General features: G+C 64.6%; 15 protein-coding genes. 9 read left to right on the plus strand and 6 right to left on the minus strand.

Annotated elements, in window-relative coordinates:
* Positions 1 to 467 precede the first annotated feature (467 nt).
* The 8 genes from ACP156_RS24625 to ACP156_RS24660 all read left to right on the plus strand — a co-directional run bounded on the left by ACP156_RS24625 (position 468) and on the right by ACP156_RS24660 (position 9,847).
* Entirely contained in the window at positions 468 to 2,318 is a 1,851-nt protein-coding gene (locus ACP156_RS24625; RefSeq protein ID WP_425054004.1) for a polysaccharide biosynthesis protein, read from the plus strand.
* Positions 2,319 to 2,424: 106 nt separating this feature from the next.
* Complete coding sequence (locus ACP156_RS24630) at positions 2,425 to 2,685, plus strand: methyl-accepting chemotaxis protein (RefSeq protein ID WP_425054033.1); 261 nt, start codon at positions 2,425 to 2,427, stop codon at positions 2,683 to 2,685.
* Between the two features lie 200 nt (positions 2,686 to 2,885).
* Positions 2,886 to 4,088, plus strand: coding sequence for a glycosyltransferase (locus ACP156_RS24635; RefSeq protein WP_425054005.1), 1,203 nt, complete (start codon positions 2,886 to 2,888; stop codon positions 4,086 to 4,088).
* A 289-nt stretch (positions 4,089 to 4,377) separates the two neighbouring features.
* Positions 4,378 to 5,751, plus strand: coding sequence for an NAD-dependent succinate-semialdehyde dehydrogenase (locus ACP156_RS24640; RefSeq protein ID WP_425054006.1), 1,374 nt, complete (start codon positions 4,378 to 4,380; stop codon positions 5,749 to 5,751).
* A 140-nt stretch (positions 5,752 to 5,891) separates the two neighbouring features.
* The gene (locus tag ACP156_RS24645; RefSeq protein WP_425054007.1) at positions 5,892 to 6,296 is read left to right on the plus strand and encodes an XRE family transcriptional regulator; all 405 of its coding nucleotides are present in this window, start codon (positions 5,892 to 5,894) and stop codon (positions 6,294 to 6,296) included.
* A gap of 84 nt (positions 6,297 to 6,380) precedes the next feature.
* Positions 6,381 to 6,692, plus strand: a complete 312-nt coding sequence (locus tag ACP156_RS24650; RefSeq protein WP_425054008.1) for a hypothetical protein — start codon at positions 6,381 to 6,383, stop codon at positions 6,690 to 6,692.
* A gap of 15 nt (positions 6,693 to 6,707) precedes the next feature.
* Complete coding sequence (locus ACP156_RS24655) at positions 6,708 to 6,902, plus strand: hypothetical protein (RefSeq protein ID WP_425054009.1); 195 nt, start codon at positions 6,708 to 6,710, stop codon at positions 6,900 to 6,902.
* A 2,129-nt stretch (positions 6,903 to 9,031) separates the two neighbouring features.
* Positions 9,032 to 9,847, plus strand: a complete 816-nt coding sequence (locus tag ACP156_RS24660) for a recombinase family protein (RefSeq protein WP_425054010.1) — start codon at positions 9,032 to 9,034, stop codon at positions 9,845 to 9,847.
* Positions 9,848 to 10,496: 649 nt separating this feature from the next.
* Here ACP156_RS24660 and ACP156_RS24665 read toward each other — a convergent pair.
* The 6 genes from ACP156_RS24665 to ACP156_RS24690 form a co-directional block, all read right to left on the minus strand.
* Entirely contained in the window at positions 10,497 to 11,489 is a 993-nt protein-coding gene (locus tag ACP156_RS24665) for a recombinase family protein (RefSeq protein ID WP_425054011.1), read from the minus strand.
* Between the two features lie 925 nt (positions 11,490 to 12,414).
* Positions 12,415 to 13,173, minus strand: a complete 759-nt coding sequence (locus tag ACP156_RS24670) for an ATP-binding cassette domain-containing protein (RefSeq protein WP_425054012.1) — start codon at positions 13,171 to 13,173, stop codon at positions 12,415 to 12,417.
* Between the two features lie 16 nt (positions 13,174 to 13,189).
* Positions 13,190 to 14,116: an ABC transporter permease subunit gene (locus ACP156_RS24675; RefSeq protein ID WP_425054013.1), complete on the minus strand. Its 927-nt coding sequence runs from the start codon at positions 14,114 to 14,116 to the stop codon at positions 13,190 to 13,192.
* Between the two features lie 131 nt (positions 14,117 to 14,247).
* Positions 14,248 to 15,720, minus strand: a complete 1,473-nt coding sequence (locus tag ACP156_RS24680; RefSeq protein WP_425054014.1) for an FGGY-family carbohydrate kinase — start codon at positions 15,718 to 15,720, stop codon at positions 14,248 to 14,250.
* Between the two features lie 4 nt (positions 15,721 to 15,724).
* Entirely contained in the window at positions 15,725 to 16,609 is an 885-nt protein-coding gene (locus tag ACP156_RS24685; protein WP_425054015.1) for a class II fructose-bisphosphate aldolase, read from the minus strand.
* Between the two features lie 117 nt (positions 16,610 to 16,726).
* A complete protein-coding gene (locus ACP156_RS24690; protein ID WP_425054016.1) occupies positions 16,727 to 17,671 on the minus strand; it encodes an ABC transporter substrate-binding protein in 945 nt (314 codons plus the stop codon).
* A 181-nt stretch (positions 17,672 to 17,852) separates the two neighbouring features.
* Here ACP156_RS24690 and ACP156_RS24695 point away from each other — a divergent pair, with 181 nt between their 5' ends.
* Positions 17,853 to 18,689: a MurR/RpiR family transcriptional regulator gene (locus tag ACP156_RS24695; RefSeq protein WP_425054017.1), complete on the plus strand. Its 837-nt coding sequence runs from the start codon at positions 17,853 to 17,855 to the stop codon at positions 18,687 to 18,689.
* Positions 18,690 to 18,925: the final 236 nt, after the last annotated feature.

The following is an 18,925-nucleotide window of genomic DNA, read 5'->3' on the forward strand; positions in this document are numbered from 1 at the left end:
GAAGATCCCGGGAGAACCTCGGGGGAACTTCGGGGGCCAGTGCGGGGGCCAGTGTGGAGGCCAGTGTGGAGGCCGGCACCGGCGCGCGCATCCGCCCCCTTCGGCCCCGGACCGCGGCGCAACACGCACGCCGGGCATGCACGAACTGCCTAAAACCGCGTCGGTTGCTTTCCGCCGATGCCTGAATGCGGTTCAAAAACCGTTTGCGCGCCCCTTCCGGGCGGTTATCTTGCAGATGCAGAAATTGTCCTGTTACAGTCACTTGTACCGTTACAGGCGTCCTCGGACCCCGCTGCGCGACGGCCCCGGCCGCCCCCCGGCCAGACGGCGCGCGCGAAGTACCCCACGGACGTCTTGCAAAAAAGAAACATCGCGGCCCCGAACCGCGAGCAGACCATGAGCACCTCCGCCGCATGAAGATCCTGAATCTCGTTAAGAACATGCCGAGACGGCAGAAACAGGTGATCATGCTCGGGGTCGACCTGGTCCTGGTCCCCGCGGCGCTGTTCCTGACGCTCGGGCTGCAGCAGCAGGGCGCCACCGCGTCGGGCGAACTGGCCCGCGCCGCGCCGATGCTGGGGCTTCTGATGGTGCTGGGCACGGTGCTGTCGCTGTTGATGGGCATCCCGAAGATCCAGCTGAAAGCCTACGACCTGTCCGGCATCGGCCGCACCGCCGTTTTCGCGATGGCGATGGCGATGGCCGCCGGCGGGCTCGGCTCTGCCGCGGGGCTGGGCTATGCCTCGGGCGTCTACATCGTCTTCGGGCTGGTGTTCTTCCTGCTGTCCGCCGCCAGCCGGATGATCCTGCTGCAGATCCTCTGGGCGATCTACCGCGGCGACCGGCCGCGCCGCCGGGTGCTGATCTACGGCGCCGGCACCACCGGCGTACAGCTTGCCTCGGCCCTGCGCACGCACGAGACGATCGAACCCGTGGCCTTCACCGACGACAACGCGGGGCTGCAGGGGATGACGATCCTCGGCCTGCCGGTCTACAAGCCCGCCCGCATCCCCGAGATCGTGCGCAAGCGCCGCATCGACCGGGTGCTGCTGGCGATGCCGTCCCTCAGCCTGCCGAAACAGACCCAGATCCTGCGCGAGATGGAGAAACTGGGCGTCGAGGTGCAGGCGCTGCCGTCCTTCGCGCAGCTGATCGGCGAAGAGGAACTGATCGACAAGCTGTCGCCGATCATGCCGGGCCATTTCCTGGGCCGCGAGAAGCTCGACGACCAGATGCAGGCGTCGGAAACCCATTACGCCGGCCGTACCGTGCTGGTGTCGGGCGCGGGCGGCTCGATCGGGTCGGAACTCTGCCGGCAGGTGCTGGCCTGCGGGCCGAAGCGGCTGGTGCTGTACGAACTGTCGGAACTGGCGCTGTACCAGATCGAGATGGAGCTTCAGCTTCTCGCCGAAAGCTCGGAGACCGAGATCGTCCCCGAGATCGTTCCCGTGCTGGGCTCGGTCACCGACGCCCGGCTGGTGCGCAAGACGCTGGGCGAACAGGCGGTCGACGTGGTGCTGCACGCCGCCGCCTACAAGCATGTCCCGATGGTCGAGGCGAACCCGCTGGCGGGCCTTGCCAACAACGTGCTGGGCACCGCCACCCTTGCGCGCGAGGCGCAGGAGGCCGGGGTCGAGCGCTTCGTGCTGATCTCGTCGGACAAGGCGGTGCGGCCCACCAACGTGATGGGCGCGTCGAAGCGGCTGGCGGAACTGGTGGTGCAGGATCTCGCCGCGCGGGCGCAGGGCACCGTCTTCGCGATGGTCCGCTTCGGCAACGTGCTGGGCTCGTCGGGCTCGGTGATCCCGCTGTTCCAGGAACAGATCGCCCGGGGCGGACCGGTGACGCTGACCGACCCGCGGGTGACGCGCTATTTCATGACTGTGCAAGAGGCCGTTGGCCTTGTGCTGCAGGCGGGCGGCTTCGCCCGCGGCGGCGAGGTCTTCGTGCTGGACATGGGCGAGCCGGTGCTGATCGCCAAGCTGGCCCGCCAGATGATCGAAGCGTCGGGATACACCGTGCGCGACACCCGCCACCCCGACGGCGACATCGAGATCCGGGTCACCGGCCTGCGCCCCGGCGAGAAGCTGCACGAAGAGCTGATCATCGGCGAAGGCTTCCTGACCACCGCGCACGAAAAGATCTTCGCCGCGCGCGAGGCCCGGCTGTCCGAGATCGAGGTCGCCTCGGCCCTGCGCGGCCTGCGTTCGGCGGTGGCCGCCGCCGACGACGACGCCGCCCGTGCGCTGGTCGCCCGCTGGGTCGAAGGCTACGGCCCCGACCACCACAAGGACGGCGACGAGGCCAGCACCAGCTAGGGGGGCGGCCCCCGGCCCGGAACAAAGGCGCAAGGCGCCACCGGGCAGCGCCCGACCGCATTAAGAAATCCTTTGCACCCTTCCCCTATGCCTCTGCCGGCGCGCGCTGGCGGTCCGCTCGGCCGAGGCCGCGAAAGAGATCGACGACCTGAATAGCGCCAGTTCCGCCCATATCGAGGCGGGGGTGTCCCGCGTCGGGCAGGTCGGCGGCGCGCTGGAGAAGATCGTCGCCGACGTCGGCGTGGTGACCGGGCTGGTCACCAACATCCCGGCCAGTTCCCAGACTCAGGCCGCCTCGCTGGCCGAGATCAACGCCGCTGCCAACCAGCTGGATCAGGTGACCCAGCAGAACGCCGCGATGGCGTAGGAGACCACCGCCGCCCCGATCCTTGACGAAGAGGGGTTTCAGGACTTCTGACCCCCGTCAGGCCCCGCACCACCGTCCCCGCCTGAATCCCCCGCTTGCATCCCTTCACCAAATAGCCGCCCGAACAGCTCTGCGCCTTCCGCCCCGCGCCGCGCCATGCCATCAAGGACCCGCTGACCCGTCCCGATCCCGCAGGCCCCATGCGCATCCTTCTCGTTCACCGCAATTTCCCCGGCCAGTTCCGCTATCTCGCCCCAGCCCTGATCAAGGCCGGCCACAAGGTCGGCGTGCTGACATGGGAGGGCAACAAGAACCCCGACCAGCTGCCCGCCGCGCGCTATCGGCACGAGATGCAGCCGGGCAAGGGGCTGGCCGGAAGTTTCGCGCAATACGCGGATCTCGGCGCCACCGTGGCCCGCGCCGCCGAAGTACTGCGGGGGCGGGGGACCTCGCCCGACGTGGTGTTCGGCACAATCAGCTGGGGCGAAACCCTGTTCCTGCGCGAGGTCTGGCCCGACGCCCGCCACCTTGGCTATGCCGAATTCCTGTACGGGACCGAGGGGCGCGACACCGGCTTCGACCCCGAGTTCTCGACGCCCGACCTGAACGGCCGGATCGCCACGATGGCCCGCCGCGCCCACCTGATGATGGCCGCGATGGACGCCGACGCGCTGCTGTGCCCGACACGCTGGCAGGCCTCAACCTTCCCCGAGGACTTGCAGCGCAAGATCACCGTCGGCCACGACGGGGTCGACACCGCCCGCATCGCCCCCGATCCCGCCGCCAGCTGGAAGGTGCCCGGCGGCCCGCTGCTGACCGCCGGGGACGAGGTACTGACCTTCGTGAACCGCAACCTCGAACCCTATCGCGGCTATCACACGCTGATGCGGGCGCTGCCCAAGGTGATGGAGGCGCGGCCCGACCTGCAGGTGGTGCTGGTGGGCGGCGACGAACCCGGCTATGGCCCCGCGCCCTCGGGCGGGCAGACGTGGAAGCAGATCTTCCTCGACGAGGTGAAGGACCGGCTGGACCTGTCGCGGCTGCATTTCACCGGGCGGGTGGTCTATGACGACTTCCTGAAGATCCTGCAGGTCGGCCGGGCGCACGCCTATCTCAGCTATCCCTTCGTGCTCGGCTGGTCGATGATCGAGGCGATGGCCGTGGGCGCTTGCGTGGTGGGCTCGCGCACCGCGCCGGTGGAAGAAGCGATCGAGGACGGGGTGACCGGGCATCTGATGGATTTCTTCGACGTCGAGGGCTGGTCCGACAAGCTGATCGAGGTGCTGTCCGACCCCGAGGCGCAGAATCCCGTCCGCGCCGCCGCGAGACAGCACGCGGTCGACACCTACGATCTGAAGACGGTCTGCCTGCCGAAACTGATGCGCTTCGTCGAGGGCGGCTGATCCCGCCCGGCCGCAAATGTTTCGCGCGCGAAACGTTTGAAAGCAACATAAGACTGATTACCGGATTTGAGGGAGAGCGCCCTGATCCGGTAGGTTTGGATACTGAAGTCTCCTTTTTTGATGGTCTGCGATCGATGTTGCGCAAGCGCGAGATCTCGGCCGACCGTGTGCGCGGGCTGACCGCCAGGCACCTACTGACGCGGTTGCCCGATCGTGATCGGTCGCCGATGAAACCGGGGCGCCCCCCGGGTGTTGAGCTCGCAACCATACAATGAATGGAGAACTCCCCATGGGTACCGACATCAAGACCGTGAATCCCGCGACGGGCGAACAGATCGCCACCTACACGCTAATGTCCGACGCCGAGGCGAATCAGGCGGTCGAGGCCTGCCACGCCGCCTTCGAAGCGTGGCGGCTCAAATCGCTGGACGACCGTTCCAAGGTCATCAAGGCGATCGGCAATACCTTGCGCGACAACAAAGAAGAGTTCGCCCAGCTGATGACCCGCGAGGTCGGCAAGCTGATCGGCGACAGCCGTGACGAGGTCGACCTGTGCGCGGCGATCTGCGACTTCACAGCCGCCACCGGCCCGAAAGAGCTGGCCGACGAGGAACGCGACATCCCTGACGGCACCGGCGTCGTCACCTATTCGCCGGTGGGCGTGATCTACGGCATCCAGCCGTGGAACTTCCCCGCCTACCAAGCGGTCCGTTATGCCATCGCCAACCTGATGGCCGGCAACGGCGTGCTGCTGAAGCACGCGGCCAACTGTACCGGCAGCGGACTGTTCCTGCGTGACCTGATGGCAAAGGCGGGCCTGCCCAAGAACCTGTTCACCGTACTGGTGATCGACCACGACCAGTCGAACGACATCATCGCCCACAAACTGGTGCGCGGCGTCACCCTGACGGGCAGCGACGGCGCCGGTCGCAAGGTAGCCGAAGAAGCCGCCAAGCACCTGAAGAAGACGGTGATGGAGCTGGGATCGAACGACGCCTACATCGTGTTGGACGATGCGGATCTGGACATCGCGGTCGAGGCCTGCGCCACCGGCCGGATCTACAACAACGGCCAGACCTGCGTGAACGCCAAGCGGTTCGTGGTGACCGAGGCGAATTACGACGCCTTCGTCGAACGCTTCACCGAGAAGATGAAAAGCTTCGAGATGGGTGACCCGACCGCCGACGGCACCGGCCTCGGCCCGATGTCGCGCGAGGACCTGCGCGACGACCTGGCCAAGCAGGTCGAGGACAGCATCGCCAAGGGCGCCCGTGCCCTGTGTGGCGGCGCGGTGCCGGACCGGAAGGGCGCGTACTACCCCGCGACGGTGCTGGTCGACGTGGCGCCGGGCCAGCCGGCCTATGACGACGAGCTGTTCGGCCCCGTCGCCTCGGTCATCAAGGCGAAGGACGACGATGACGCGATGCGGATCGCCAATGACAGTCGCTACGGTCTGGGCGGCGGCATCTTCTCGAAGGATGTGAAGCGCGCCCGTGAACTGGCCTCGGCGCACTTCGACACCGGCATGGTGTGCATCAACAAGTTCAACGTCGCGATCCCGAACATGCCGTTCGGCGGCGTAAAGGACAGCGGTTATGGCCGCGAGCACGGCGGCTTCGGCATGAAGGAATTCGTCAACGCCAAGTCGCTCTACGTTGCGTAAGCTTCCAGCTCCGGCCGGCCTTCCGGCCGGGGTTTCCCTGCCCTTGGGAAATCAAGTTTCGGGCGGGATCCCAACGTCTTACCGTGAATGCCATCGCTACAACTGACGTGTAACGATCAGACACGAAAGGCGATGATCACATGAAACCTCCCGCCCCTTACGCCGACAGCCGGCTGGCGAAGTTCCTCGAGACCGAGATCCTGAGGATGCGGCCGGTGAAGACTCAGGCACAGATCGCTGTCGAAGCGGGCTTCGTGCACGCGAACATGATGTCGATGGTCAAGGCCGGCAGGTCGCGCCTGCCGCTCGACCGCGTGCCGGCGCTGGCCAAGGCCCTCGACTGCGACGCGCGGTACCTGTTCCGGCTGGCGCTCGAACAGAAGAACGCGGAAACCGACCGTGCGGCGATCGAGGCGATCTTCGGCACCATCGTCAGCGAGAACGAGGTCGGATGGCTCGAGGAACTGCGAGACGCCTCCGACAACAGGGACCCGCGCATGACGAACCGCGCGCGCGCCGCGCTGCGCGGGATCTTCGGCAAGTAGGATCGCGCTGACATGGGCCCTGTGCGGATCTGAAACCCAAAGCTGGCGCGTCTTCGGGCGCGCCAACAGTCATTTCTCGCGACGTTGAAAGTGAAGCCGAACCGCCCGAACACCCGTTGCATTGTCGCGCGGCTTGTCATCACGACCTACCAGACCCTCGATGCCGGCATGACCCGGTCCGAGGATGTCGTCTACACCGAAGACCGCAAACAGGTCGTCATTGCCGCCCTCGAAGGCAAACGCACCTACAAGCTGGTTGACGGTGAGTGGAAAAGCACCGTCATCTCCGTCCGGATGGGCGGCGAAGAGATCCTTCTGGGCCGCGACACGAAGAAGTTCCCCGATTGGCGCGACCCCATGTGGAAGCCCGGCCTCACCGACGACCCCGGACCTTGAGCACAGGAGAGCACCATGACCACCGCCGAACTGATCGAGCACCTGGAGACCTACCCCAGCGACACCCTTGTCGTGGTCCGCAGATACGACGACCACTACCGCGCGCCGGCATGGGACAGGACCACTCTCGTCGAAGAGACCGCGCCCAACATCTACCGGGACATGTGCGACCAAGAGCGCGACCGGGACCAGCTCGCCATCGTCCTCTAGGCCGCCGATCCCGCACCCACACCCATGTTGACAGACCCCGCAATCCGTCAACATCTGTCAACATGGGTGTCAACTTAGACCGGGTAACTGTCAACTTAGGTGTCAACATAGCCACCCGAAAACGTAAACATCCATGTTTACGTCAGCGCCCATATGTCAACAAAACAAGGGCTTCCAACGGCGAAAGTTGACACATCGACCAGCGGACGAAAAACAGGCCGACATATGTCCGAAGATCGTCACCGACACGTTGACATGACCAGCGCAAACACACGCGCACCAGTGCGACCAAACTCGTTAGCAGACACCCAGAGCGCAAGCACACACGGACGCACTCACACGCGCACCCGGCCCAGCCCCAGCACGCACCAACACACGCAGCCCAGACACTCAGGTCGAGCAGCAGACGCAGGCCCAAAACACGCTCGGGTGGTATGAGCACTGGCCCGCCCCCAGCACAAGCATATCAACCAACAAACAAAGGCTAATACCGGCCAGGCCAGACCAATCAGGCCATGCAGACCAACAGAGCGCATAAGAAGCCCGTAGAGCGCACCTAGCACTCAGACGAACACAGGTAGCGCACACACCCAGAGGACGCACCAGAGACGCGTCACAGCGAGCCCCAGAGCATAGACCGATAGAGACGCACCCGTAGAGGGTACGCGTAGACGAGAGAGACGTACCCGGAGACAGATCGCTCATAGACGGGACGCGCTAGGAGAGACGCACGCCAGAGACGGGTGGGTGCTAGGTGCGTAGAGAGGGGCCGGGAGAAGTCGGCAGGAAAGTCCGGCGCCACCCCACGGACACACATGGAGCCCCAACCCCGGCCCATGCCCACCCACGGAACGATTTCCCGCCACTCGCCGCTCGCTCCCCGGAAGCACCAGTGATATTCTCAAAAATGAAGCGACGTGGGCACGAGACGTTGCAGCGCTGAGGCGCGTCTTTCTATGTGTGTCGGGAGCCAAGCGTGCCAGAGGCTTCTCACTTCAACGCCGGGACCTGGAGACAGGATTCCCGGCGTCTTTTTGGCACCCGGAGAGTATGGACCCGGAGAGACAACCAGAAGGCGAGCTAAGCGCCTTCCATCGTAAGAGTATATATACCTTCTAAGAGTATATTATACTTACGGTGAACGGCGCTTAGGGAAGGCAGGTTCCGGGTCCTTAAGCGCCATCCTCCTCCGGGGTGAGGAATGGACAGCACTTTTAGGCCAGCCGGTCCGGGTCGATTGTGGACGCGGGTGCAGCTCCAGCCCCGTGCGGACACGGACAGGCACAGGACAGGCTCAGGAGAGGTTCCGGCCAACCCACGGGCCTCCACGCGTTTCCATGGACAGGTTCGGTGCGGTGCGGGCCGGGACAGGGACCGACCGAGGGGCACCCCGGCGTCACCGACATCTCCCTGCATGTCGCCGCTCTAAGCCGCCCGCACCCCGCGTCGTCATGTGAGATTCTACAGATACAGCGACATGAAGCGCTGCCATAGAAACGCTGAAGGAGACCACATGAACCATCGCGCGGGGTGCACGTTGCGATGTGTGCGTCATCGCACGCGCTGGATGGCGTCGCCGCCGGGGCTCAGCATAGTATCTGCAACCCACATCCGCGTATGAGCTTGAGCGCTTGCGAGACGGTCCTCATGTGTTCGTGTCGTGCACTTAAATCGTTGTTATGACGGCCAATCCTTCCTCCTTTCTCCCGGTGTCGTCAGCTTGACCGCCGGTCCGGCTATGAACGCATGCTGGATGCCCCTCAGAGGCTCTGTGGCGGCCTTCAGGTGACTCCTGGCGCTCGCGGAGGGGATTGGGTGCGGCAAGGCGCAAAAGGCGCTCAGTGGCCGAAAATGGGGGTGGCCGACGTCCGGTCGTCGATGGACGGACCGAAAGCCGCGGATCTGGAGCGCCAACCATGGCGACGCAGGGGCCATTCTGCACGACCGATAGAACCCCTCGTGAGCGGGCAAGGCGTCAGCGAGCCACCTGCAAGATGTCACCGCCGAGCGGGCGGCCCTGAGGCTAGATCCTGCACGTCCCACACGCATCGCGACGACCAGACCGCTATAACTGAGAAAGCGGCCGGGTGGTACGAGCTCTGGCCCGCCCCCGAGAAGAGGTTAAGCGCATGAAAGATAATAAGGATATGTATGTCTGGGGAGGAAAACCCGATGCACGCTTTTCGACGCAGATCGGGGGGAGTGGCGGTGCGCCGACGGAGCAGTTGCGCGACGTCTTTGTTGGCTACACGCGCGTCTCGACCCCCTCGCAAGCGGGGGGCGGCCTCAGTCTCGAGGGGCAGGCAGACGCCATCCGTGGCTACGTCCGTGACGTTGATGGTGCTCTTCTGGCCATCCATACCAATGTCGCATCCGGCGGCGGGAAGCCGGAGTTGCGACAGGACCTGCTGGCAGCCATTCGTCTCGCAAAGCTTGAGGGTGCGGATATCCTCGTGACCCAGGTGGACCGCCTCGCACGCGGTCTCGATGTCCTCGGCCTGCTGAAGTCTGAGGGCGTCCACGTCCATGTCGTCGGCAAGGGGCGCATTCCCTACCGCGAAGTCGACAGACTGCTCCGGAAAGCCCGGCGTGAACTGTATAGCAAGCAGGCGAGTGGAAAGCTGCGGCGTGCCAAGAAACCGGGAGCCGGGAAGGTCACGCAGGTGCTGGGAAGTCGCGAGACCAAGGCGCGTGGGGCCATCGCACATTCCCTGCGCGCACAGGACCGCGACAGGTCGATGTTCCGGTACTTCGACACGCACCCGGAAGTCGTTGCGATGACTCAGGCGGCAAGAGCCGAGCACTTGAATGCGCTCGGTGTGTTCAACAAGACGCGCATGAATGGACCGCCTGTCGCCTGGACCAAGGAATCCGTGAAGAAGATGTGGCACCGCTACTGCCACCATCTGGCCGCAGAGCGAGAGATGGATCAGGACGACGCGTGACCGTGCTCCATGTAGGCGCGCACGTCCAAGCGGGCTTCGTCGATCTCTTGTTTGTTCGTTTCCACGGCGTGTTGGCGATACTTTCGGGACGCGCTTTCCGGGGTCGGTTAGGCGACCCTGTCTGCGTCGACATGTAGGGTCGTGTCTGGTTCAGCACAGATGCCTGCTACCGGTGTCGTTTCAAAGTAGCGGCGGGTCGTGAGCTCGTCACGTGCGCCGGGTTCACACGACAGAGCTCCGAATGTGGTGTGAGGAATGGCGACGCGTCCCGGGACCGGTGGATGGGGCGCCCGATGCGAAGTCCTAGGAAAACCGTTAGCAAGCGATGGGGATGCCTTATGGGCCCACCAGCTTCCCGGCGACATATCCTGCCTCTGGGGCATGTTCGTCGAGCAGGTGTAATTTTCCGGATGGCATGAGGGCATGAGCACACTCACGTTCATCCGTGTCTGTCGGCCTTTCATCAGATCCCATGCGCACCAGTCGAGGGTGTTCCCGTCTTCCCACAGGCGCTCACGACAAAAAAATCCTGCCAACACATTATCAGGTGCGCGTCAGGAAGCGGCATAACATACTGGCGCGTCCGCATGCACCACGTCAGCGCTCCGCACCTTTCTGGTAAACACCGGGAACTCTCAGACGTCCACAATCAGGGTCGGGAGATCGCCTTCTTGTGCGTGTCGATCCACGGGATCAGCTTCTGCAGCACTTCCGGCTTTATCTTCCAGCCTTGCCTGGCCGACATCCAGATAGACATGTCGTGTGTCCCGAGTTTCAGCTCATCTCTGACGTCGATTTTTTTAAGCGACCGAACTCGCATGATGTGGTCCAGATCGGCCACTTCTTCAGCAGTCAGAGGCCGTGCTTCTGTCAGTGAAACGCGCGGCGTCGGATGGGGCGCAGACGTCGGCGATGGCTTTCCAACAGCCTCCCGGGACGCACGATCCGCTTCCAGCAGCGCCTGCGCCACTTCCCATGGCTTGCGCAGAGAGCCCTTCGTCCAGGCCGCGCGCTTGCGCCGGGAAATCTGGTTCATGATGCCGAGATCATTCAAGCGTTCGGAACGCTCGCGCCACTTCAGGTCCTCCAACTCGGGGTTGGCCGCGATCGCATCCGCAAGCTCGCGATACTTTTCCTCGGCGCGCCGCCGGTTCGATGCGGAGCCAAGCGGTGAAACGGCTGCCATGTTCTTGTTGCCGAGCGTCTCGCCTTTGGCGCGGCGTCTCGCGTTTGCTTCCTTCTGGCGCTGGCTACTCTCTTCATTCGCTTTCTGGGCCGCATCGACCAACTCCCGGAGCCTGCGCTTCCAGCAGTTTCCCTCTGCAACACTGAAGACGCGGATGCTCCTGCTGGAGATCTCGTCCGCGACTTCGACGTTCCGGGCCAGCCGGTCAACTTTCGAAACCAGGATCCGGGCTCCCTCGGCCTGCGCGCGATCCAGTGCATCTTGCAACTTCGGCCGAAGCGACAGGGTGGCGCCCGCAGGAGAGCTGTCCTCGATGATATCCAGTAGCTCGGCTTTGCCATCATCTGTCCATCTGCGAAGCTGTTCCTTTTGAAGCTCCATGCTGATCCCTTCGGTTGCCTGCCTTCTCGTGGAGACCCGCACGTAGCCAACGTACTTCTTCGGTACGGCGGCCATATGCGTGGATATCAAGGAACGTCGTCGCAGGGCTTTCCTGAACGGCGAATTACCGGACCAGTGGCTGTTCATGCCTTATGCAGAGCCACAAGGCATGAACAGCACACGCACAAGCGGATCGGAGGCCGGATATGAGAGTGACTACGATATCGCAACGAGCATTCCAATAGGCATGAACAGGGTGTTAGCGCAGTTCGGTCGGGCTTTTGATGAGCCGGACGCAGTGAGTTCCCGTTGCTCCCGCAATCCTAGCAAGACCCTGCCCTACCTATACTTCTCGCTATCGCGCGCAAGTGAAACATGATGGCTTTCAAACCCCTACGTTACGTTAGGGCAGAAAGAGCCAAAGGCCGCCTAAACTGCGGACGCCAAGACCAGAAGGCGGCCTGGATTCCGAAGGGAGCAAGCTGGCGCGACCGCCGGACATGTTCATGCCCGACCGAAGTACTTCAACCATGAGCGCCCATAAGCGACACAATGGGCATTTTCCTTCACCACGAGACGGCGAACGCCCGGCCGTGGCTCTGCAGAAGAATATCCACGGCATAACGGGCCCAGGAACTGGTGGGAGGTGAGCGTCATAGCCCTAGCCCGAGAGAACCGGGGCGTACTTACGCGCGGCTTGACGGCGCTGCCATAGAAATGATGCCCCGAGCGTTTTCAGCGCGGCCCTCACCGACGCCATGAGCGAGCTAAGGGCGCCGGGCTGCGGAGTCTCAGATTGCACGCGTCGAGGTACCCAAGTTCGCTTTTTGAGTCTCGACGGGGCGGGTATAGAGAGTGTGGTCGGCCAATGCTCAGCTACGCAGGAACCTCGGAATGCTCATTCCGACACAGGTCTTCGGGTGTGCTCATGCCTTGTGCAGGGGCGCCAGGCATGAGCAGGTTCGTCGTCTCTTGATTTAGCGATACCGCCCCTCGCTGGCTACGCGACCGCCCTGCCCTTTGGAGTCTTCCCAAGGATGATCATTTCCAGCAGGTCATCCTCGGTCACGTCGTCCGTGCGGACAGTGCCGACGAGACTGCCGTTCTTCATCACGCTCGCCCGGTCGCACAGGCGCATGACCTGATGAACGTCGTGGTCGATCAGGAAGATGCCAATACCGCGCGACTTCAGCTCCTCGATCAGCTCGCCGACCATGCGGGTTTCCTCGACGCCGAGGGCCGCCGTCGGCTCGTCCATGATAAGCACCCGGGCGTTGAAATAGACTGCCCTGGCAATGGCAACGGACTGGCGCTGGCCGCCGGATAGGTGCGCCACCGGCGACCCGAACTTGCGGAAGTTGGGGTTGAGCCGGTTCATGATTTGCCGGGTCTCTTCCTCCATCTCCGCACTCCGCAGGGTGCCGAACGGAGTGCGCAGCTCGCGCCCCAGAAACAGGTTCGCGGCCGCGTTGAGGTTATCTGCCAGCGCCAGAGTCTGGTAGATCGTCTCGATGTTGTGGGCGCGCGCCTCGCGCGGGTTGGTGATCCGGGCCACCTTTCCGTCGACAAGGATGTCGCCCTCGTCGCGCCTGTAGGCCCCCGACAGGATCTTCATCAGGCAGGACTTTCCCGCGCCGTTGTGGCCAAGCACACCCACGACCTCGCCGGGGTGCAGATCGACCGAGACGTCGCGGACCGCGTGGACACCGCCGAAGGACAACGAGATGTCGCGCATCTCGACAAGGGGGGTGGTGGTCATGGTGTCTCCTCCCGGTTCAGCGACGGTTGCGGACGCGGTCGAGCGTGACGGCGCCGATGATGATCAGCCCCTTGGTGATGTACTGCCAGACGTCCGAGACGCCGACGAGGATCAGCCCGTTCGTCAGCACGGCGATAATCAAAGCACCGATCAGCGTGCCCCAGACTGACCCGGCGCCGCCGAACAGCGACGCCCCGCCCAGGATCACCGCCGCAACGGCGTCCAGTTCGTACATCAGGCCCAGTTGCTGGCCGTTGGCGGCGTAAAGCCGGGCCGAGGCCATCACGCCGCCAAGCCCCGCGAAAAAACCCGACAACGCATAGACCACGACAAGCATGATTCCGACCTTGATTCCCGACAGCCGGGCGGCCTCGGCGTTGCCGCCGATCGCGTAGACATACCGCCCGAAAACCGTCCGCCTCAGAATGAACCAGGACACGACCACCACCGTTAACGCGATAACGACAAGCCATGGGATGCCGAAGATCGTGCCGTTTCCGATCACCGCGTAGGACAGATCCGAGTTGTAGACGCTGCGGTCGCCGCCCATCAGGCGGGCAACGCCACGAATGGCGGTCAGCCCGCCCAGCGTCACGATGAAAGGCGGCAGCCGGACGCCCGCGATCAACACGCCGTTGACGATGCCGAACCCGGTTCCGACGAGCAGCGCGGCAGGGATCGCAAGCATCCCGAAGCCCGGGTCGAGCGACACGATCAGTCCCGCCATCGCCGCGGCGGCAAGGATCGCGCCCACCGACAGGTCGATACCGCCTGTCAGGATCACGAAGGTCATACCGCAGGCCAGCACGAGGTTGATCGAGGCCTGTTGCAGGATGACGACCGCGTTCTGCAAGCTTGCGAAACGGCCGTTCGCGGCGGCGAAGGCGACGCACAGCGCGATCAGCACCGGCAGCATTCCCATGGCCGCTAAGCTGCTGCGCATCCTGTCCATTGTGCTGGGCGCCCCTGACGAGGGTGGCGCTGTTTGGCCGGCGTCTGACGGCATGGTATCTCCTCCTCTGCGGCCTTCGGGCCGCCTCTCCCCGGCGCGGACGGATGCCCGCGGCCGCTATGTCAGGGTGTCACGAAATCCTGCAGCTCGTGCCTCAGGTCGGCATAGGCCGCGCGCAACACGGGGTCGGGGTCGATCCGGTGCACGTCCGCCGCGCCCTGCGGCACGACCTGATAGGCCGTGTCCCACAGGCCGATGGCAAGACCGCCGACCAGCGCCGCGCCGACCCCCGCAGCCTCGGGCACGTCCGCGACGACGAGCGTGCGGTCCAGAAGCGCCGCCTTGATGCGGCCGTAGGTCACGTGGCGCGATCCGCCCCCCGTTAGCAGCAGCTCGGTCGGGTCGTGCCCGGTCTGGTCGACGAAACGCTGAACCGAGATCGACAGCCAGGCCGACAGGCCCTCGTAGGTCGCGCGGATCAGGTCGCCGCCGCCAGTGCCGACGTCGATGCCGTCGATCCGCATGCGCAGGTCCCGCCGGTTCCACGGCGAACCGGAACCTTGCAGGTACGGCGCGACACGCACGCCCCGCGCCCCGGGTGGCGCCGCGGCCGCCGCGTCGTCCCCTGCCCCGCCAAGACGTGCCGCCATCCAGTCAATCGCCGCGCCCGAGGTCGGGATGTGTCCCGACAGCAGGAACTGGCCGGGCACCGCGTGGGGATAACAGTCGTATTCTCCCCCGCCGGTGCCGGCATGGTCCAGCGGCGCGTCGACCAGGGTGATCAGGGATTCCGCCGTGCCGGCCGAGTTAACGAAACGGCCCGGCGTGGTCATCCCCGACCCGAACCCAGCGCAAGGATGGTCATGGCCCGCATTCACCAGCGCCGTGGCGCGCGGCAGCCCGGTGGCCGCCGCGACCTCGTCCGACATCTGCCCCGCAACACTCGCCTGGGGTAGAATCCGGGGCATCGCGTCGCGCGAGACCCCGGCGATCCGCAGGTGATCGTCGGACCAGTCCAGCCTGTGGCGGTCCGTCAGCCCGGTGCGCGCGGCAAGACTGGGGTTCGCCACGTGTGCGCCACCCAACCGGAACAGCGCGTAGTCCGACACCGAAAACCAGCGGCGCGTACGGGCAAAGGCGTCGGGGTCCTCGCGCTGCCACCAAATCATCCGCCATATCGTGTAGATGTCATCGTCGACCATGCCGGTCGTGTCGAACCAGACCTCGGCGGACAGGCCCGTCCCGGACCGGAATGGAGCGGTCCGGCGGTCGTACCACGTAGGACAGGGCAGGACCGGCCGGTCGTCTTCATCGAGGCCGACGAAACTCTCGCCGATCGCGGCGACCGAGATCGCCGCGATCCGGTCCGGGCCGTGCCCTGCGGCTTCTAGCCCGGCGACCGTATCCTTCAGAAGGTCCAGCAGGGCTGCCGACAGGGCATCAAGATCGAACTCCGTCGCGCCGGGCGCGGGGCTGCGGATGACCATCGGCCTGCGATGGACACCCAGCACCCGTCCTGCAGTGTCAATCGCCACGGCCTTGACGTTCGTCGTACCGATGTCGATGCCGACGAGGATCGCCTGCTGCGTGGCCATTGGGTCAGCCCTGCGCCTTCTGCCATTCGAGGAAAGCGCCTGCCCGCCCCTTGGATCCGAGATCCGACATTTTTTCGGCGATCACGGCCTGTGCGGCCTTCTGCGCAGGAACGAGCGCGTCGATGATCGCGATGCCGTCCGAGTTCGCATCGTAGACGGATTTCATGCCCCTGTTGAAGGCGGTAATCATGTCAGAGAAGAGGATGACCATCGCCACGCCGGCCGTCACCGCATCGTTCATCATCGCGGGCGGGGTGCCCGAGCCCCCGTGCAGGCAGATCGGCACGCCCGTCGCCTCGCTCAGGGCGCGGATGCGGTCGATGGCCAGCGACGGCGTCGCCTTTTCCTCGCCGTGGGCCGACCCGTGCACGTTCCCGATCGCCGGCGAAAGGATCGTCGCGCCGCTTTCCTTGACCAGCCGCACCGCCTGTTCGACGTCGGCCAGGTCGTCCTCTCCCTGCACCGCGCCGTGTTCCATGTGGCCGATAGCAGCCTCGACCATGACACCGAGCGGCGCGGCGAAGTTCACCACCTCGCGCACAGCGGCGATGTTGTCGTCCAGCGGCTCCTCGGCGGCGTCCAACATCACGCTGGTACACCCAGCGCGGATAGCGTCCATCGTGTCGCCGACAGTCTCGCCGTGGTCGAGGCTCAAGCCCACCGGCACACGGGCCATGCCGGCCAGGTGCTTGGCGATCGTGGTCAGCGTATCGAACCGCGTGATTTCCCGGCTGTCCGGGTGGATACGGATGATGACGGGCGAATCTTCCGCCTCGGCGGCGGCAATGGCCGCCTGGATGACTTCGAGGTTCATGCTGACGAAGGCCCCGACGGCATAGCCGTTGTCGGAAGCATGGGTCAGCATCTGGTTCAGCGGCACAATGGGCATGACAGTCCTTGGGATGGTTTTCGGATCGAAAGATGCGCCAGTCGCGCGATACGACCGACAGGATATTCCCCGCCCGACCGGGAGAGAGAGACCGAGCGGGGAAACGTAGAACGCGCGCTACTCGGCGGCGTCCCAGCCTTGGTAATCCCCGACGTTCTCGCGGGTGATCAGCTCGGGCGAGACGAGCGTGACCGGCTCGTCGATGGTCTCGCCGTTCATCAGCTTCAGGCCCGCCTCGAGAGCGGCGCGGGCCAGGTCGCGGGGAAGCTGCGCCGACGAGGCCTCGATCATGGTGTCGCCGCCAAGGGCGTCTACGATGTCGGGCGAGCCATCGACGGTGGTGATGATGATGCCCTCGCGCCCCAGCTGCTTCGCGGCAAGGTCGGCACCGATGGCCGAGGGATCGTTGATGGTGAAGATCGCGTCGACATCCGCGTGGGCGATCAGCAGACCGGTCGTCACCTCGAGACCGCCATCCCGCGTCCCGATGCCGTTCTGGTTGTCGGACAGAATGGTGATGCCGTCGTAGCCGTCGAGGACGGACTTGCAGCCCTCCACCCGGTCGATCACTCCGGACACTTGCGGGCCGTTGACGATGATGACGTTGCCCTCGCCGCCAAGCGCGTCGGCGATGTACTGGCACGCCTGTTCACCGGCAGTGACGTTGTCGGTGGTAATGGTTGCGCCCGCCCCGTCGGCAGTGTTGTCGACGGCGACGACCGGGATGCCGGCCTCTTGGGCGCGGTTCACCGCGGCGCCGATGGCTTGGCTGTCCACGGCCGAGACGATAATCATGTCGACACCGGCTTGGATGAAGTTATCGAACTGGGTCGACTGACGGGCCAGGTCGTAGTCGCCAGACACGATGGTCGCAGTCGCACCCTCCCCGCCCAGCTCCTTGACGGCCCCGTCAATTCCGTCGGCAATCGCGCCGAAGAACGGGTTACCCATGTCCACGACGGACACCCCGATGGTCAGTGGGCCATTTTGTGCCATAGCGGGGCCGGCAATCGCCAATCCGGACACGATGGCAAGAACGCTCGTGAGCGATTGAAATTTCATGGTTTTTTCTCCTCCATGCGAATCTGGCCGCGCTGCGCAGTCTTTACGCATTGCCTCCTTCAGGCCATGATGGGACACTATACGAGACGTAATGTACCGCAATAGTAAATTTTGTGTGGGAGGGCTCGTTTTGTCTCATGGGGCGACGTCTGCAGATACTGAAAACGCCCGGACCGCAGGGATGGGGCTGGCGGAACGTGCTGAAACCGTTCAGCTATTCCCGACCGAACGCCGGATCCTGACGCAGCTTATCGCAATCGATCCGCTGACGCTCGGGTCGATGACCTCTTCTGACCTGTCCGAGAAATCCGGCGCCAGCCGATCCAGCATCGACCGCCTATCCCGCAAACTTGGCTACAGCGGGCTGAAGGACATGCGGCGTTCGCTGCTGGAAGAGGCCAAGACATCCGGGGGCAGATTCTCCCCGGCCAATGCCGACGCGTCGACCCCAGCGGGCATGGCCCGGGACGTTCTGTCGAACCTCGGGCAACGGATTGATCCCTTCCTGCGCAGCCTGTCCCAACCCGGACTACTCGACCAGCTGGTTGACTGGCTTCTGGCCGCACGCTGCATCGGCTTCTTCGGCGCCGGCGAATCCGCCGCAGTCTGCTCGGCGCTCTATCTCCGCCTCATGCGACTTGGCCTGCCTGTCCAGTTCAGCCAGGAGCATCACACGCAGGTCTCCGTCGCCGGGATGATGCGCCCCGGGGACCTGGCGATCATCGTCTCCTACTCGGGCCGCTCCAAAAGCGTCGTCTGGGCCGCGCGGACGGCGAAGGATGCGGGCGCCCATGTCGTCGCGATCTCCAGCGCGACATCGTCACCGCTCAGCAAGATGTCCGACCTGCACGTCGCCCTGCCCGGCAGCGAAGGATTCCAAGGAAGCTCCGAGATCCACGACCGCATCCTCAGCGTGGCCCTGGGCCAGATCCTGTTCGACTGCGTCGCCGCGAGGCGCCCCGACATGCTCGAGTCGGCAGTCCACGTTGACGACCTGTTTGGCGAGGACAGACTATAGCCCCCGGGGCCAAACCTGAGGAGGTTGATTGCCCCCAGTGGGTGGCCCCGGTTGATTGTTAATGCATGGCGGGCCTGTGATCTATCTGGATCACGCTTTCCGGAGCGGGCAGAAGCTCTCGCCGTTGAGCAATTAATCCCGGGACCGAGCGTTAAAGCTATCCACATCGCGAACCCTCGGTCTCGAATGTAGCCGAACAACAGATTGCGATCATCAGAAGCAGCAGCGCTTCGAAG

Source organism: Psychromarinibacter sp. S121, assembly GCF_049801035.1.
In the GTDB taxonomy this organism is placed as follows: Bacteria; Pseudomonadota; Alphaproteobacteria; order Rhodobacterales; family Rhodobacteraceae; genus Psychromarinibacter.